Below are 16,302 nucleotides of genomic sequence, written 5' to 3' on the forward strand. Positions count from 1 at the left end.
CCTTCCCTATACGTTGCCTACTATATTTCATGCTACAATAGTCAAAACGAAAACATTAGTAGAGGAAATCAAAACTATGACTACTGCAACGAAACCTTTGCAACAAAAAACATCCATTTTCATTAAAATTATGATTCCCATTGTCATTACGCAAGTCGCGCTTTATCTGATGTCGTTCTTCGATATTCTCATGACCGGACGCTATGACACGTTCCACTTAGCAGGCGTGACCATCGGCAGTTCCTTCTGGATACCGGTCTACACCGGTCTTTCCGGAATTCTGATGGGCCTGACTCCTATTATCGCACAGCAAATCGGTGCGAAGAATAAAAACGATGTCCGTCCTACTGTCCAGCAAGCATTATACGTATCTCTCGCACTTTCAGCAATCATTTTCGTGCTGATCCACTTTGTCGTGTTACCGGCCATTACCAGAATGCCACTCGATGCGCCAGTTATAGAAGTAGCTTCCGCCTACTTGACTGGCATGAGTATTGGATTAGTTCCACTCATGGCCTATACCGTACTGCGTTCATTCTTTGACGCACTCGGTGCAACCCGTGTCTCGATGTTTATCATTCTGTTGTCCGCGCCAATCAATATTGCATTGAACTATCTATTAATTTTCGGTAACTTCGGGTTTCCAGAACTAGGGGGTGCCGGTGCAGGGTATGCATCTGGATTCACGTACTGGCTCGTATTCTTCATAGCGGTACTGATTGCTTGGTCGTCCCGCCACTTTAAGGAGTATACGCTGTTTAGTGGTTGGCAAAGAATCTCCTTCCGCAAATGGAAAGAAATTTTACTCATCGGCGTGCCGATCGGTCTATCTATTTTCGTTGAGACGAGTATCTTCTCCGTCGTGACGTTATTGATGAGTAGCTATACCGCACAAGTCATCTCGGCTCACCAGATCGCGCTCAATTTTACGTCTCTTCTCTATATGGTGCCGTTAAGTGTGTCGATGGGGACGACGATACTAGTCGGACAGTCCATTGGTGCCAATAAAACGAAAGACGCGCGGGAATATACGTATCTCGGCATAGCGTTCGCAGTTATTTTCAGTTTCTTATCCATATTCATTTTACTGACGTTCCGTGAGTCGATTGCTTCTATGTATACGACGGACACAGCGATTATTACACTGGCCGTACATTTCTTCATCTATGCTGCACTATTCCAGCTATCGGACGCGGTGCAAGCGCCGATCCAAGGTGCGTTGCGCGGCTATAAGGACGTGACAATGACGTTCTTAGTCGGCGTCGTGTCATTCTGGCTCATTGGGTTGCCAACGGGATTCGTTCTTGCCCGCTATACAGAGCTAGGCGCATACGGTTACTGGGTTGGTCTCATCGTTGGTCTATCGGTGGGTGCGGTGATTCTTTCGTTTAGGTTACGGTATATACAGAATAAGTACCGTGAAGTTGAATAATAGATATGTATGGGTCGATGGAGATTTTATTCCATCGACCTTTTTTGTAGTTGTGAGTTTCAATAGTGAATAACTGGTGAGAGTGGCGCGGGTTTCGCTCATAAATTCGTCTTAAGCGCTCATAGTTCATGCGTATCCGCTCTATCGTCACCGCCAACCGCTCAATCAGCGTCTGCAACCGCTCATTACTTTACGTTAAGCGCTCTATAACAGCTCGTATCCGCTCATTACCCCAGCGTCTCTATCAGTCATGACCCATCACTCAAACGTACACAACGAACGATGCCAGTCTATCACGCGAATGAAGTCTCAAACTCTCCCAATTAAAAAAAGGTCAATGGATATAAATCCATTGACCTTCACCTTCTTACTTCTGTATAAACTGCTGCGTCCAATAATGTCCATTCGCATCATACCCGATACCGATATGCGTAAACCCAGGTGTCAGGATATTTTGTCGGTGTCCAGCTGAATTCATCCAAGCTGTCACGACATCCTGTGCACTGCGTTGACCCATCGCAATGTTCTCGGCTGCCGAACGGTATGTAACGCCATTCTGCTTCATTTGATCAAACGGTGAACCGTATGTCGGGCTTGTATGAGAGAAATAGTTGTTCGCTGCCATATCCGCTGACTTCTGCTTTGCGGACTTCTGTAAAGCTGCATCGATCTGTAACGGCTTGAGGCCTGCTTTTGTACGTTCCGCATTCGTCAAATCGAGTACGGCTTGCTCTGTAGCAGACACATTCGCTGTCTGCTGTGCTGGCTTGTCTGTTTGTGGTTTCTCCACTGGTTTGGTTGGTTGAGTAGGTTGTTGTGCAGGCGGTGTCGGTTTCGCTACCGGCTTACTAGGTTGCTGTGGCTTCTGATAGTTGCCCCAGTAACATGAATAGTCCTGCTTGTTCGATACACTCCACGTATACGTGTGAGTTTGCACCTGATTTGTCGTGCTTGCCTCTGCTGCATGAGTAGGCAATAAAATAGCTGAGCTTAATAAGATGAGTGATAACGGTTTTTTCATCTTGGTCCCTCCTTTTCTACGAGACTTAGCATAACGTCAAAGAAAAGGAGAGATATTGGTCATTCTAACCAATTTGTCCAACAAACTCTACAAAGCTATGAAATGAGAGTTTAAGAACGATATAATTAGCAACTTTGTCCAGTGGAGAAGACCTTTACCAACAAAAAGCTATTGACAACTAGTTTTTTGGCGAATACTCGATGTCGGTCAGCTGCTCCCCGATGATCACCAATTTAGACGGAATTTGCATATATTCCGGTATCCAGTTGACCATGCCATATGCATATTGGAATAAATGCGAGTACCGAGAACCTTCTAGTTGAATATAGCCTTTCATCCGATAGACGCTGTCCGGTAATGTGCGCACCCAGTCTTCAAAATGTTCTTGGTTGATCGGTGCGTCAAACGACAACACTTTTGAAACGAGAGGCAAACCACTACCTGTTGTGACCGACTGTTTTGGTGCCGCCACATTGACCATCTTCTCGACATAGCTGAAATCGACTTTCGCGTTCATTGTCTGGACGAGCGGTGCGTAACTATTAAATTGTGTCACTTGCATCGTCACGAAAGCTAATTGATTGTCTGTCAGCAAATCCGTTTTATTGAGCACCATAAAGTGTGCGTGACGGACTTGTTCAAGGAATAATGCTTGTATACGTGGTGAGAGCTTGTCACGGTCGATCCAGCGCTTGGCATCCACTACGGTAACAATTCCCTTAACGTCCAGTTTCTCTGCGAATAACGGCGAGTATACGGCGTCTAACGCTTCTACGGGGTGAGCTGCACCAGTCGTTTCAATGAACAGTACGTCAATCTCGGGGTAATCTGCTAATAAGCCTTGTAATTGTGCTTCCGTAGATTCCGCACCCGTACAGCATATACAGCCGTTTAGTAACTCTTTTAACGGAACTTCTCCTGCATCCTCGACGATTTGGCTGTCGATGTTCAGTTCTCCGAATTCATTCATCAATACAGCTGGTTGTCTACCGGATTCTTTTACTTGGTCGACTAGATTTACGAGTAACGACGTCTTGCCGCTTCCGAGAAAGCCGCTGAGTAAATATACATCAATCATGTGTGGATCATCCTTTTCCATAGAGAACACGCGCCCAACGATTGCTGGACGCGTGTTTCTTTGATTATGAGTTAATTTCTTTTAACACGACTTCTTTCGCTTTCAGCAATTGCGGGTCATCTTCTTTCATCTTGTCCCGTAATTTCTGCATTAAGCCGACTGTTGTATCGCCAGTCAAGATGCCTGTTTGCTCTTGTGATAGATCTTTTTGCAACGTTTTAACGGCTTGTGCTGTACCCGCGTCGTAGAGACCATCTACTTCTCCTGGATCATACCCTACCGCTTCTAACATCTCTTCTGCAGCTTGTACAGACGGAGAGACGACACCTTCGTCCATCTCTTCAGATGAATCAAGGAACGGCAGTGATGCGTATGGAGGGTATGGTACTTTCACATCAGGTTCGATCCCTTTTTTATGGATCCAGTTGCCGTCTGGAGTTAACCATTTCGCTGTCGTCAATTTCAAGTTGGAGCCGTCTGGTAATTGAGTCGGTGTTTGAACCGTTCCTTTACCGAACGTCTTGACGCCGACAATCGGAATACCCGCAGACTCTTTTAACGCACCCGCTAAGATCTCAGACGCAGACGCACTGCCTTCATCTACGATCAACGCGACGGGAACCGTTACTTTCTGTCCGTTAGACGAAGGATACGCTTCTGGTGTCTTGCCTTTTTCTTCTGTTTGGAACAGAATCTTGCCGTCTGGGACGAACAAATCGGAAATATCGATTGCCCCGCTTAAGATGCCACCTGGATTTTGACGCACGTCAATGAGTACGCCTTCCATGCCTTTATCGGTCATTTCATTCAGCGCTTCGAGTAATTCCTCGTACGTATGTTCAGAGAACGATGTGATATTGATATGTGCGATATTATCGTCGAGCATTTCTGCGTAAACCGTATTGATCGGAATGACGTCTCGAACAATCTTTACGTCAAAAGGATCAGATTTTTCGCCGCGTCGTACAGATAATGTCACCGTTGACCCTTTTTCTCCGCGGATGAGCAATACCGCTTCCGATGAAGACAAACCTTGTATACTTTCACCGTCTACCGATAGTACGGTATCGTTCGGTAGTAAACCCGCTTTTTCAGCAGGTGAGTTTTTGATCGGTGACACGATACTAATATAGCCGTTTGACTCTTGAATTTCTGCACCGATTCCTTCAAAACTTGAAGATATACTTTCATTTAATTGCTTGGCTTCTTTTTCATTTAAATAATCTGAGTATGGATCGCCTAATGAATCGACCATTCCATTGATCGCGCCGTCGATGACGACATGATCGTCCACTTCGTCAAAATAGCTTTCTTTTAGTTGATCGTATGCTTCATACAGTTTCTTGAACTCTTTTCGTTCCGTACCTACTTGATTCGGTTTGACGACTTCTACTACTTTATCGTCTCCGACTGTCAGTGCAACGAAGGTAACGGTGGCTGTCGCCAGCACAAGGAAAAAAATGAGCATGATCAGAGAAAACGGTTTAATCCGAATAAAGCGAGTAGGTTTTGGCCCTTCCGGTTGTGGTTTCCCGTTCTCATGCGAATCGTTTTCGTTCATTGTCTTCCCTACTTTCCATATCCCTGCAAAAGACCGCTGCCAAGAGCGGTCTATTACCAGTTTCTATCTATTCAATTAGTCTGCAATTGCTGCGTCTAACGCGACTTCGATCATTTCGTTGAATGTCGTTTGACGCTCTTCAGGAGTAGTAATTTCTCCTGTAAGGATGTGGTCACTTACTGTTAGGACAGCGAGTGCTTGACGGCCAAAGCGAGCTGCTAGTGTATAAAGTGCTGCCGCTTCCATTTCCACTGCCAATACGCCGTGACGCGCTAGTTTCTCGTGTTGTGCGTCTTCATTATAGAAGAAGTCTTCTGTATAGACGTTACCTACTTGTAAATGCAAGCCTTTTTCTTTCCCTGCATGATACGCTTTCGTCAATAAATCAAAGTTCGCAATCGGCGCAAAGCGAATCGGTCCGAATGTTACGTCGTTTAATGAAGAGTTGGTTGTCGCACCTTGTGCTAGGATGACGTCACGTACTTTTACGTCTTTTTGAATCGCGCCACATGTTCCAACGCGGATCAATTTCTGAACGCCAAACTCCTGCATTAACTCGGTTACGTAGATAGAAATAGACGGAACGCCCATTCCAGTACCTTGTACGGAAATACGCTTGCCTTTGTATGTTCCCGTATAACCAAACATGTTCCGTACCTCGTTATACTGTACAACGTCCTCTAAAAATGTTTCTGCGATATACTTCGCACGCAATGGATCTCCTGGAAGTAGAACCGTTTCTGCGATATCACCTGGTTTTGCATCAATATGTATACTCATCTTTTTTCAGCCTCATTTCACTAATTTGTTATTATCATACAGTGAATAATGGCGAGATGCAATGAAACCCTCGCCATTTACCTACTGCAAAGCTCTTGATAGATTGCGTATAATTCGTCAAACGTAGTAGAACGTAAATGATCATCCGCCATGTCCTCGACGTAACGCGACAATGAATCGAAATCCTCTTCATCCTTCGGGAAACCGGCATCAAGAAACATCCTATCTGCAAACAACGCCTTTTCATCATCTTTTCCACCGCCACGATAACGTAGCGCGAAATGGTAAAAGGATCGATCCATCGTCGTCACCTTCCTTCACTCAAATAACCCTTTGTATTCTTCATAACCTTCTTTTTCTAGGTCACTCACCGGAACGAAGCGCAATGCCGCGGAGTTGATGCAATAACGCAATCCGCCTTGATCTGTTGGTCCGTCGGGAAAGACATGTCCTAGGTGAGAATCCGCTGTCTTACTGCGTACTTCCGTGCGGCGCATGCCGTGAGTGGTATCGAAGTGCTCGGTTACTTCCACTGCTTCAATTGGCTTCGTGAAGCTTGGCCATCCGCACCCCGCGTCGTATTTATCATTCGAGCTAAATAACGGTTTGCCCGACACAATGTCTACATAGATTCCGTCTTCGAAATGCGCATCATATTCATTACGAAATGGTGGTTCCGTTCCGCTTTCTTGCGTCACATGATACTGCATCTCGTTCAATTCAGTACGTAAGTCTTTTTTCATGAATGATTCCCCCAATTTTTTTCGATAAATCCTGCGCGTCCTGATCCAACAGTGTAACGTGCGTAGTGGTCTGGGTTCTTTTCATAATACTGCTGGTGATATTCTTCCGCTGGATAGAATGCTTTTGCCGGGAAAATATCTGTTACAATCGGCGCGTCAAACTTGCCGCTATCTTGTAAAGCTTGCTTCGATCGCTCTGCTGCTTGCTGTTGCTCGTCCGAGTGAGTGTAGATCGCGGACTTATACGATTCGCCACGGTCATGGAACTGGCCGCCTGCATCAGTAGGATCAATCACTTGCCAGAAAATACTCAATAATTCGTCGTAACTGATGACGCTATCGTCGAATTCGATCTCTACGGCTTCCCGATGACCCGTTGTATTGGTACAAACTTCTTTATACGTTGGATTGACGGTATGTCCGCCAGTATAGCCACTCGTGACGGAATGTACACCATCGTATTGGTCAAACGGCTTGACCATACACCAGAAGCATCCGCCTGCGAAAGTTGCGAGTTGTGTTGACATAGGTAGTGCCCCCTTAGTTATTCGGTATCAATACTTCCAATATAATCTCATCTTTTGCTAAATTCACTTCTTTTGCCTTTACTTGAACGTCACCCGAGATTGGCAAATCTTTTAAATCGATGAAAATTTCCTCTTCTTTTGGTCGGACGACCATCCACTTTGGAAGCTCTACAGAACTCTTCAGTAATTTCAATACCGTAGAAGGTGGAATATTCAACTGCCCTAATTCCATGGACGATTGTTTGAGAATTAAGTTTCCGTCTTCTCGTACGACTGGGTCAAAATGCATCGCGAGCGGTAATGTATGCGAGAATACCGTAAGTTCGGATGTCAATAATACATCGTCATGCATTTCCAGTTCCACTGGTAACGTGCCTTTCACGGCCTTTCGGATATACGTATTCGCCATTCCTTGAAAATTCTCTTTGGTTGTATTCAATGCCAACGTGTAGCCTTCCTCTTTTACCGCTGTATCTTCCGGTAGAGGTGGAGAAGCAGTGGCGCCACTGATGAGAATTATTAATCCTACAAGCGCCGCTGCCACTATTCCCGCCAGGCTGAAAAACGCTACTTTCCAAATATTCATATTGTACTTCACTCCACTTCCAGGTCAACCGCTGAACAGCCTTTTATTTCTCTTACGAAACGCTTTTCCATCAAATCATACCCTTTACTATTCGGATGGAAGAAGTCTGTGTGATAAACCAAGTTTTCATTCGAATTAAATAAATCTTTCACAGGAACAAAGCAAGCCATGCCGTCTTGTTCCACTTGTTCTTCTATCGAGCGGTTCCAGTCCGCGATAATGTCTTCGAACTCTTGTACCTCGTCCGTCACGACAGAGAACGGATTATAGAGACCCGCTACGATGATCGGTGCATCCGGGTTATACAGACGTATAATCTCGAACAACTCTTCGATTCTCGTTTCGAATTTACCGAGAGCTTTGTAGAAATCAGACATTTTCATTTGCATGAAATTCCCTTTGACGACTTTCATGATGTCATTGCCACCGATCGTAAAGACGATATAATCTGCTTGAATGACCGCTTCTTGTACTTCTTCATCTTGCAATTGTTTTAAAAACTGGTCGCTGCGCCGTCCGCGTTTTGCTAAGTTCACGGCGTCCACTTCCATAACGCCTTTCCATTGTTCCATGTCCGACGTCAAACGGCCGAAATATCCGCCTTCTTTACGTTCGTCACCGACACCTTGTGTCAATGAATCACCTAGCCCTAAGACGTTTACACGTTTCGGGATAAATGTTTCCGGCACAACGAACGGATCGAACGCGACGGTTTCACGTTCCGCAAGCGTCGTCTCTTTTTTGCTGAATGGGGCTTGGCACCCTGCTAAGAACAATGAAAAGACGAGACCTAGCACTAGCATTCTTCTCATAATGTCATATCCTTTGTAGTTAATATCACTCGGTGTAATACATGAATCCGATCGCGCCTTCTCCAGTGTGGGTACTAACGATCGGTGTCGTAAATGTCAGCATCACTTGAATGCCCATCTCTTCAATCTTGCATTTAAGCGGCTCCGCCATCGCGAGGCCATTTGCATGCGCGATCCCGACACTACGAATTACTTTCCCTGCTGTTTCCTTCTTAAACTCATCAAACAAATACGAGACTACTTGTTTATGGCTACGTACCTTCGCAACCGGTGTATACACTCCGTCCTTCAGTGACGCAATAGGCTTGATATTCATCAGAGAACCTAACATCGCTTTCCCTTTGCCTATACGTCCGCCTTTCACCATGTTATCAAGAACATCCAGTACGACGAATAAGGAAGAACTTTTACGTACATGATCAAGTGTGTCCACAATCTCTGCTACCGTTTTGCCTTCTTCTGCCAGACGGCATGCTTCAAGCACTTGGAATGACAGTGCGTGTGAAATATACATCGAGTCGATGACCGTAACGTCAGCGCTTGACGCATGAGCTGCTGTTTCCGCAGATTTCACTGTACCGCTCATGCCGCCTGTCATATGAATCGAGATAATTTGCGACCCATCCGCACCCAGTTCATCATAGAGGTTCTGGAATACGCCGACTGCTGGCTGTGAACTTTTCGGTAATTCTTTGGCACCGCGCATCAAGTCGAGAAATTCTGCTGGTTGGATTTCTACGCCGTCAACATAGGATTTTTCATTGATGGTTAGCGTTAACGGTACGACATGGATATTGTATTGAGCAATCTGGTCATCCGTTAAATCTGCAGTGGAATCCGTGACGATTTGAATTTTTTTCATGATTTCTATCTCCTTCGGGTGTGGCTTTTGCGATTTTTTTCGCAGTATTTGGTATAGTGTGTTGCAGGAGGTGCTATCAGAATGGAAGAATCATTCGATTATAAGAATCTGCAGGAAGAACGTTGGAATGCGATCACGCATGCCATCGGATTCTTACTCAGCATACCTGCACTGGTTTTGCTGATCTTAAAAGGTGTGAAACAAGGCACCGGAATCGCCATAACGAGCTTCACGATCTTTGGCGTGTCCATGTTGTTACTATTCCTCGCAAGTACATTACTACATAGTATGCCGGTCAAATTGAAATCTTTTTTCGCTATTCTTGACCATTCCGCCATTTATGTACTGATTGCCGGAACGTATACGCCATTTTTATTGGTTACCTTACAAGGGGCGCTCGGCTGGACGTTATTCGGCATCATTTGGGGATTGACCTTGTTCGGCATCTTGTTCAAGATCTTTTATATTCATCGATTTGCCAAACTATCGCTCGCCCTCTATCTCATTATGGGCTGGCTCATCGTGTTGGCGATTAAACCATTATATAATGCACTGCCTACTCAAGGCGTATGGTTGCTCGTGATCGGTGGGTTGTTCTATACAGCGGGCGCGTACTTCTTCATGTCACGCCGTGTACCGTATAATCACGCGATCTGGCACCTGTTCGTCATGGCAGGCAGCGCATCGATGTACTTTAGCGTTCTTCTCTATGTATAGAGAGGAACGTTATTTTTTATCCCAAATTTGGTACGTATACGCGGTGCCGTCTTTCGCATAATGCGGCTCGGACTTGCTTGTTAACGCGTAGTCTTCTTCGTATTCAGGGAAGAACGTGTCACCCGGGTAATTTTTCTCAATGACGGTCACATACAATCTGTCTGCATCATCTGCCATCGACATCTTGAAAATCTCCGCGCCACCGATGACCATTACTTCGTCCGCATAGTCTTTGGCGAGCTTCACAGCACTGTCCATATCATGAACGACCGTTACGCCGTCCGCTTCGTAGTCTTGATTGCGCGTGAGGACAATATTCAATCTGCCTTTTAACGGGCGACCAATCGATTCAAACGTTTTACGCCCCATGATCATCGCTTTGCCTATTGTCTTCTCTTTAAAATATTGTAATTCTTCCGGAATATACCATGGCATCTCATTGTCCTTGCCGATCACTCGGCCTAGGTCATGTGCAACTAATAATGAAATCATTGTATGTCCTCCTTATACTGCGATCGGTGCTTTAATTCTCGGATGCGGATCGTAACCTTCAATTGAAATATCTTCTGCCGTCAAATCAAAGATCGACCGACCATTGTAATTGACTTTCAGTGTCGGTAACTCTTTCGGTTCTCTCGCTAATTGCTCATGTACTTGATCGATATGGTTCTGATACAAGTGTGCGTCCCCTAATGTATGGACGAATTCGCCTACTTCTAAACCACATTCATGCGCAATTAAATGAATAAGTAATGCGTACGACGCGATATTGAACGGTACGCCGAGGAAGACGTCCGCGCTGCGTTGGTAGAGCTGGCATGATAACTTACCGTCCGCTACATAGAACTGAAACAGTAAGTGGCATGGTGGCAGCGCCATTTCATCGACTTCAGCCGGGTTCCACGCTGTGACGATGTGTCGGCGAGAGTCAGGATTATGCTTGATGCTGTCGATTACTTGTGCAAGCTGATCGATGACACCGTTCGCGCTATCCCACGCTCTCCATTGCTTGCCGTAGACAGGACCTAGATCCCCGTGCTGCTTCGCAAATTCTTCATCTGCTAGGATTTTCTCTTTAAATGAAGCGAGTTCCGCTTTATAAATCGTCGCGAATTCTTCATCTTTTAATACACGGCGGCCAAAATCTGTCATATCCGGTCCTGTATACGCCGCACTGTTTACATACCGCTCAAATGCCCATTCATCCCAAATACCATTACGTTCTTGAATCAACGTACGGATATTAGTATCACCTTTAATAAACCATAATAATTCCGAGACAATCAAACGAAACGCCGTCTTTTTTGTTGTTAGCAGAGGAAATCCTTGCGCTAAATCAAAACGCATCTGATAGCCGAAGACACTGTATGTCCCCGTACCCGTACGGTCTCCCTTTTTTGTTCCTGTTTCCAGAATATGTTGACATAGATCTAAATATTGCTTCATGCTTCAAGCTCCCTCTTCTGAAATTACACTTAGTATAGCATTCTTTGCCCTCATGCAAAAAGAAAGTACTTGGATTTACGCACAAAAAAACACACCGGGAAATAGCTGATTACGAAAGCCATTTCGGTGGTGTGTTTTTAGACCAGTAAATATCGCCAACTGAGTGATGCGCGACAAATCCATCATCCGCTGTATGGTAATGGAAGTTATAGAAGTAACCGTCAATAGGTCGTTTTTCCGTCCGGACGTGGAATTTGATCAGATCTTGGTTCGCTGTCTTGTCGTAGACGTGAAAAATCTTTTCCGCATAATCGCCTGAAGGCTGCTCGGTGATTGCGAGACGGCGATCTGCTGCATTATGTACGGTCGTTTGAATTACCGCTTCGATTCGTGGAAAAATCTCATTATCGAATTCATTCTGGATTACGGGGCCGATACGCTGTCCGAATTTTTCATATGTTAACAGACGTGCATGTGCGACCAATTGCTGTTCTCTAGTGTAGCTGTCAAGCGTCAGTAAGTCATTTCGATTGTCTTGCAGTTCAAGGGAATACTCCATGCCTTCTGCGTGGGTTCCGGATTCATTCGGTTCATGCTTGTCTTGAAAGTTTGTCCAAATTTCATGATTGGGTGTAATGATGCCCAGTGTCAACACGGCGACAGATGCGATCATCAGCCGCTGTAACCATTGCTTCATTTCCATCACTCCTTCAACATTCCGTCATACATCTACATAACTCATACGAAAAGCGTCACAAAAGGTTTCATCTTTTACTATTTCATTGTACAATAAAGTCAAACTTCAATCATCAATTTTCACAAAATGTTCTCTGATTGCAAGTTAAGCGGATTTCAATCAACGCGCTACATATAAAGGAGGTCGCAACAATGGATGTTAACTTACTATTAGGTATTGGTATGCTGGTATTGACTTTGTACTTGAGCTCCCTTAATTTCACGCACTAATTCAATAGCGAAGAACGCCGTATAGCCTCGACAGGCTGGCGTTATGGTAAAACACAAAAAAGACTGTATGGCTTAATAAAAAGCTATACAGTCTTTTTTCCTTGTTAATCGTTAAGTAAAGAAATGAGACCGCGCTACAGCCCATCTCATTTCTCAAGCACGCCATAATGCACTTTCGTATACGGGCGAATTTGCTGAATAAAGCCGAAGCGTTCGAACATCGGTGACTGGAAGTGGTCTTTCAGGACGACACTGCGTCGGCATACGCGCAAAGCTTCTGCTACCCATTCTTCCGTGACAGTATCGGTCACACCAATTTCCCGCAAAACTTCAAAATTGGATGACTCTTCGATTGGAGTCGTGAACATCGGATCGAGAAATACAACGTCACGTGAGTTCGTTTCGCAAGTTTTCAAGAAATCTACGGCTTCCGCATGAATGACTTGGACTCGTCTCATCGCTTCTTGCAGTAGTGGAAAGTCGATTGGGAAGTTATGCAATCCGACTTTAGTTAGAAAGGCGACAATTTGATCTGCTTCGATCCCTTCCACTGTTCCTTTTTCTCCCACAGTGCTCGCCGCAATGATCGCATCAGAGCCGAGGCCGAGTGTGCAGTCGAGGAAAGAGTCTTCCGGTTTAAGATCGGCTGCCGCCACGAGTGGATCTATTTCGCCTTTTAGGATGCGTTTCAAGCGATAAGTAGCAGAGTTCGGATGAAAGAAGAACGACTCGTTACTACCTTTTTTGTAAAACGAATAGCGGTCCTTCCCCGCCACTAAAACATCTGCTTGATAGACGTCTTGTAGTGTAGGGATAGACCGCTTTTTTCGCTCGACGACAGGTGCCTGTAACGCGTCCGCTGCTTGATGCATCAGTGCAGTGGAATGTTCATCAGGGCGTCCTGCTGTCGTAATGATCACGTTCACTGAGCGACAACTTTAGTTAAGACGTCAACCAGGTGATCTTTAATTTGATCTTTCTGGAAATTCTCGATTTGTTCGCGTGGAATAAAGTATACAACTTTCCCTTCATTCCAGATCGCAATGGATGGTGAACTTGGTGGAATTTCTGGGAAGTACGAACGGAACGTTTCCGTCGCTTCTTTATCTTGACCTGCAAACACCGTAAATAGGTGATCCGGTTTCACTTCTTCTATCGCCTCGCGTACTGCCGGACGTGCTAAACCTGCTGCACAGCCACAGACAGAGTTGATCACAATAATAGCGGAACCTTCCAAGTCTTTTAGTGTATCGTCGACTTCTTCAGCCGTTGTTAGTTCTGTAAATCCTGCAGTTGTTAATTCTTCGCGCATCGGTGTAACGATTCCGCGCATGTACTCATCATAAGCGTTCATTTGAATATCTCCGCCTTTCATGGGGGGGTAAGTGTTTTATGTCGTACTGATTTCAATAGTAAAGGATAGAAGGAATTATTTCACGTGATTGAGTTGGCGAAAGATAGAATATTGTATTCACTGATATTCTTTGAGCGAATAATCCGCTATATGAATCATCATTCATTCATGATAAAATTATCTTACTATTCTATAAAAATGATAAGGAGTGTGAAATATGGGCAAATTAGTAGATAAGATTGCGATCGTAACAGGTGCGGCACAAGGAATTGGAGAGAAAATTGCGGAACGTGTACTTCAGGATGGGGCTTCGGTCATCATGTTGGACGTTAATTTCACCAAGTTGCAACAAACGGCTTCCGCATTAGACTCTTCAGGTGAAAAGGTATTCGCTATGAAGTGCGACGTAGCCGATCCAGACGAAGTGACGAAAACATTTTCTACTATTTACGAGAAGTTCGGCAAGGTTGATATATTGATTAATAATGCAGGTATAACGAGGGATTCATTTTTCCATAAAATGACGCCGGCGCAATGGCATTCTGTACTGGACGTCAATCTCAACAGCATGTTCTATACGTGCCAAGCCGTCATTCCGCATATGCGTGCGCAGCAATACGGCAAGATCGTCAATGTCTCATCCTCTTCCAGCTGGGGTAATTTGGGACAAGGAAATTACAGTGCGTCAAAAGCGGGTGTACTTGGTTTGACTCGAACGCTAGCTAAAGAAAACGGCGGTAAGCAGATAACGGTCAATGCGGTAGCGCCAGGTCAGATCAATACCGATATGACGAAGGATTTGCCAAAAGATGTGAAGAAAATGGCGACGATGTTAACGCCTGTTGGTCGTATAGGTGATCCTGCAGAAGTAGCTTCGGTTGTTGCGTTTTTAGCTTCAGATGATTCGAGTTTTGTAAATGGCGAGTGCATTAGTGTTAGTGGCGGATTTTTGATGGTGTAATGTAAAAATATACCTGTGTGAGAACTTTTTGATTGTCCTCACACAGGTATATTTTTTACGTCAAACGCTTACTCAGAGGCTTGAATTTAATAGCTTTTTGCAGTCTAGGAATTAATATAATAGACAGAATCGTAACTCCAATATCCAGTGGTAAATAAGCAACCATCCAGGACCAAGCAAGTACATAACTGAAGCCAGCAGGTGCTTCTACCCAGTATACATACGCAAAATACATATAATTCGTACCGATTATGTAGTTCACTGCTATTGCGAGAAAGCCTGCACCCGCATAACTAAACCACGACTGTTTACACTCGAAGAGCTTCCCTACGAGATAAGCTACGAAAATAAAGGAAATAATGTAACCAAACGTCGGGCTGATGAAACTACCGAGTCCTCCTTTAAATTGTGCGAAAATCGGAGCACCTGCTAACCCAATAAATAAATACGCGAACATTGACATGGCACCCAAGCGGCTACCTAGTAATCCCCCTGCCAATATTGCAAATAGTAGCTGAAGCGTGACTGGCACACCCCCGATCGTAAGGAGCGGCGCTATGTTCGCCCCCACCCCCATCAGTGCTGCAAATAATGCGCAAAGTACAATTTCTTTTGCTTTCATTTTCTGATCCTCCTACTTTCTATTGTTGTCTTACAAATTATATGTTAACATAATTCAGTATTTAGTTAACTCATATTTTAAAAAGGAGATTATAATGTGTCGATATTATTCATTACTGGAACAGATACTGATGCTGGAAAAACTGTAGCCACTGTGTTACTTAGTGACTTTTTATCTACTAAAGGTCGGAATTTCGTCCCGTTTAAACCTATCCAAACAGGGGCGGTTTTACGCAATGACCACTTTGCGGCACCAGATATGATGACGTATGAGCTGGCGTCAGGCAAAGAACAACTTTCCCCCGACTATTTATTCACTACACCTTGCTCGCCTCATTTGGCTGCCAGTTTGGAAGACGTACAAATCGATATTAATAGATTGACACAAACGGTGAAGAAACTTAGTGAAAGTTATGACGGCATCGTAGTAGAAGGAGCGGGAGGATTATATGTTCCGCTTACCTCAGAAGGATATTGCATGATTGACTGGATGGAAGAATTGATGGCACCTGTGGTATTAGTGGCACGAGCGGGAGTTGGGACGATCAACCACACACTCCTTTCAATCGAAGCAATGAAAGCTAGAGGGATTCGAATTGCCGGGCTTTTATTCAATGATATGGCGCAAGACCAGCACAATGTCATTAAAGATAATGTGGAAATGATCCAAAAGCTTAGCGGTGTTCCAGTGATAGGGATCATTCCCTATCAGAAAGACATTCAAGAAACGTTGATGGATTCGGAAAAGAGAAAGAAATGCTACGAAGAATGGAATTATACAATTTTAGAGGAGGCGTTACAGAGTGGAAGCGAATCAATTACTCAAGAAAAGTAA

The 16,302-nt window shown here is 44.6% G+C and carries 20 protein-coding genes; 4 read left to right on the forward strand and 16 right to left on the reverse strand.

Features of this window, described 5'->3' with window-relative positions; all coding sequences use genetic code 11:
• Window positions 1–76 precede the first annotated feature (76 nt).
• Entirely contained in the window at window positions 77–1,432 is a 1,356-nt protein-coding gene (locus H605_RS0108540; protein ID WP_029053835.1) for an MATE family efflux transporter, read from the forward strand.
• A 367-nt stretch (window positions 1,433–1,799) separates the two neighbouring features.
• On the opposite strand, the gene H605_RS0108545 is transcribed toward H605_RS0108540, so the two are convergent.
• The 10 genes from H605_RS0108545 to H605_RS0108590 all read right to left on the reverse strand — a co-directional run bounded on the left by H605_RS0108545 (window position 1,800) and on the right by H605_RS0108590 (window position 9,402).
• Window positions 1,800–2,453: a CAP domain-containing protein gene (locus H605_RS0108545; RefSeq protein WP_029053836.1), complete on the reverse strand. Its 654-nt coding sequence runs from the start codon at window positions 2,451–2,453 to the stop codon at window positions 1,800–1,802.
• A gap of 178 nt (window positions 2,454–2,631) precedes the next feature.
• Window positions 2,632–3,531, reverse strand: a complete 900-nt coding sequence (locus H605_RS0108550) for a CobW family GTP-binding protein (protein WP_029053837.1) — start codon at window positions 3,529–3,531, stop codon at window positions 2,632–2,634.
• Between the two features lie 64 nt (window positions 3,532–3,595).
• Window positions 3,596–5,092, reverse strand: a complete 1,497-nt coding sequence (locus tag H605_RS0108555) for a lmo1851 family serine protease (protein ID WP_029053838.1) — start codon at window positions 5,090–5,092, stop codon at window positions 3,596–3,598.
• Between the two features lie 75 nt (window positions 5,093–5,167).
• Window positions 5,168–5,872, reverse strand: a complete 705-nt coding sequence (gene deoD, locus H605_RS0108560) for a purine-nucleoside phosphorylase (RefSeq protein WP_029053839.1) — start codon at window positions 5,870–5,872, stop codon at window positions 5,168–5,170.
• A gap of 77 nt (window positions 5,873–5,949) precedes the next feature.
• Window positions 5,950–6,174 carry a YozE family protein gene (locus tag H605_RS0108565; protein ID WP_029053840.1) on the reverse strand — a complete coding sequence of 75 codons (225 nt, stop codon included), beginning with the start codon at window positions 6,172–6,174 and terminating at the stop codon, window positions 5,950–5,952.
• A 15-nt stretch (window positions 6,175–6,189) separates the two neighbouring features.
• Entirely contained in the window at window positions 6,190–6,615 is a 426-nt protein-coding gene (msrB, locus tag H605_RS0108570; RefSeq protein ID WP_029053841.1) for a peptide-methionine (R)-S-oxide reductase MsrB, read from the reverse strand.
• The gene (gene msrA / locus H605_RS0108575) at window positions 6,612–7,142 is read right to left on the reverse strand and encodes a peptide-methionine (S)-S-oxide reductase MsrA (protein ID WP_029053842.1); all 531 of its coding nucleotides are present in this window, start codon (window positions 7,140–7,142) and stop codon (window positions 6,612–6,614) included. Before msrA ends, msrB begins: the two co-directional genes overlap by 4 nt.
• Before the next feature lie 13 nt (window positions 7,143–7,155).
• Window positions 7,156–7,728 (reverse strand): YpmS family protein, encoded by a 573-nt coding sequence (locus tag H605_RS0108580; protein WP_029053843.1) that lies wholly within the window; start codon window positions 7,726–7,728, stop codon window positions 7,156–7,158.
• 8 nt (window positions 7,729–7,736) lie between these two features.
• A complete protein-coding gene (locus H605_RS0108585) occupies window positions 7,737–8,540 on the reverse strand; it encodes an SGNH/GDSL hydrolase family protein (RefSeq protein WP_037561780.1) in 804 nt (267 codons plus the stop codon).
• 25 nt (window positions 8,541–8,565) lie between these two features.
• Entirely contained in the window at window positions 8,566–9,402 is an 837-nt protein-coding gene (locus tag H605_RS0108590) for a DegV family protein (RefSeq protein WP_029053845.1), read from the reverse strand.
• 81 nt (window positions 9,403–9,483) lie between these two features.
• Between H605_RS0108590 and trhA the strand changes: the two genes are divergently transcribed.
• The gene (gene trhA / locus H605_RS0108595) at window positions 9,484–10,119 is read left to right on the forward strand and encodes a PAQR family membrane homeostasis protein TrhA (RefSeq protein ID WP_029053846.1); all 636 of its coding nucleotides are present in this window, start codon (window positions 9,484–9,486) and stop codon (window positions 10,117–10,119) included.
• 9 nt (window positions 10,120–10,128) lie between these two features.
• Here the strand turns inward: trhA and H605_RS0108600 are convergent, their stop codons facing one another.
• The 5 genes from H605_RS0108600 to H605_RS0108620 all read right to left on the reverse strand — a co-directional run bounded on the left by H605_RS0108600 (window position 10,129) and on the right by H605_RS0108620 (window position 13,885).
• Window positions 10,129–10,611 carry a dihydrofolate reductase gene (locus H605_RS0108600; protein WP_029053847.1) on the reverse strand — a complete coding sequence of 161 codons (483 nt, stop codon included), beginning with the start codon at window positions 10,609–10,611 and terminating at the stop codon, window positions 10,129–10,131.
• A gap of 12 nt (window positions 10,612–10,623) precedes the next feature.
• Window positions 10,624–11,565 carry a thymidylate synthase gene (locus tag H605_RS0108605; protein WP_029053848.1) on the reverse strand — a complete coding sequence of 314 codons (942 nt, stop codon included), beginning with the start codon at window positions 11,563–11,565 and terminating at the stop codon, window positions 10,624–10,626.
• Window positions 11,566–11,674: 109 nt separating this feature from the next.
• A complete protein-coding gene (locus H605_RS0108610; protein ID WP_029053849.1) occupies window positions 11,675–12,262 on the reverse strand; it encodes a YpjP family protein in 588 nt (195 codons plus the stop codon).
• A gap of 415 nt (window positions 12,263–12,677) precedes the next feature.
• The gene (locus H605_RS0108615; protein WP_029053850.1) at window positions 12,678–13,457 is read right to left on the reverse strand and encodes a class I SAM-dependent methyltransferase; all 780 of its coding nucleotides are present in this window, start codon (window positions 13,455–13,457) and stop codon (window positions 12,678–12,680) included.
• Window positions 13,454–13,885, reverse strand: coding sequence for a BrxA/BrxB family bacilliredoxin (locus H605_RS0108620; RefSeq protein ID WP_029053851.1), 432 nt, complete (start codon window positions 13,883–13,885; stop codon window positions 13,454–13,456). The genes H605_RS0108615 and H605_RS0108620 overlap by 4 nt, the downstream gene beginning before the upstream one ends.
• A gap of 217 nt (window positions 13,886–14,102) precedes the next feature.
• On the opposite strand from H605_RS0108620, the gene fabG reads away from it, so the two are divergent.
• Window positions 14,103–14,846 (forward strand): 3-oxoacyl-ACP reductase FabG, encoded by a 744-nt coding sequence (gene fabG / locus H605_RS0108625; protein ID WP_029053852.1) that lies wholly within the window; start codon window positions 14,103–14,105, stop codon window positions 14,844–14,846.
• 55 nt (window positions 14,847–14,901) lie between these two features.
• Here fabG and H605_RS0108630 read toward each other — a convergent pair whose 3' ends face one another.
• Entirely contained in the window at window positions 14,902–15,468 is a 567-nt protein-coding gene (locus H605_RS0108630) for a biotin transporter BioY (RefSeq protein ID WP_029053853.1), read from the reverse strand.
• Window positions 15,469–15,564: 96 nt separating this feature from the next.
• Between H605_RS0108630 and bioD the strand changes: the two genes are divergently transcribed.
• Complete coding sequence (gene bioD / locus H605_RS17625; RefSeq protein ID WP_051210521.1) at window positions 15,565–16,302, forward strand: dethiobiotin synthase; 738 nt, start codon at window positions 15,565–15,567, stop codon at window positions 16,300–16,302.

Origin of the sequence: Sporosarcina ureae DSM 2281, assembly GCF_000425545.1 — a bacterium.
GTDB classification, from domain to species: domain Bacteria; phylum Bacillota; class Bacilli; order Bacillales_A; family Planococcaceae; genus Sporosarcina; species Sporosarcina ureae.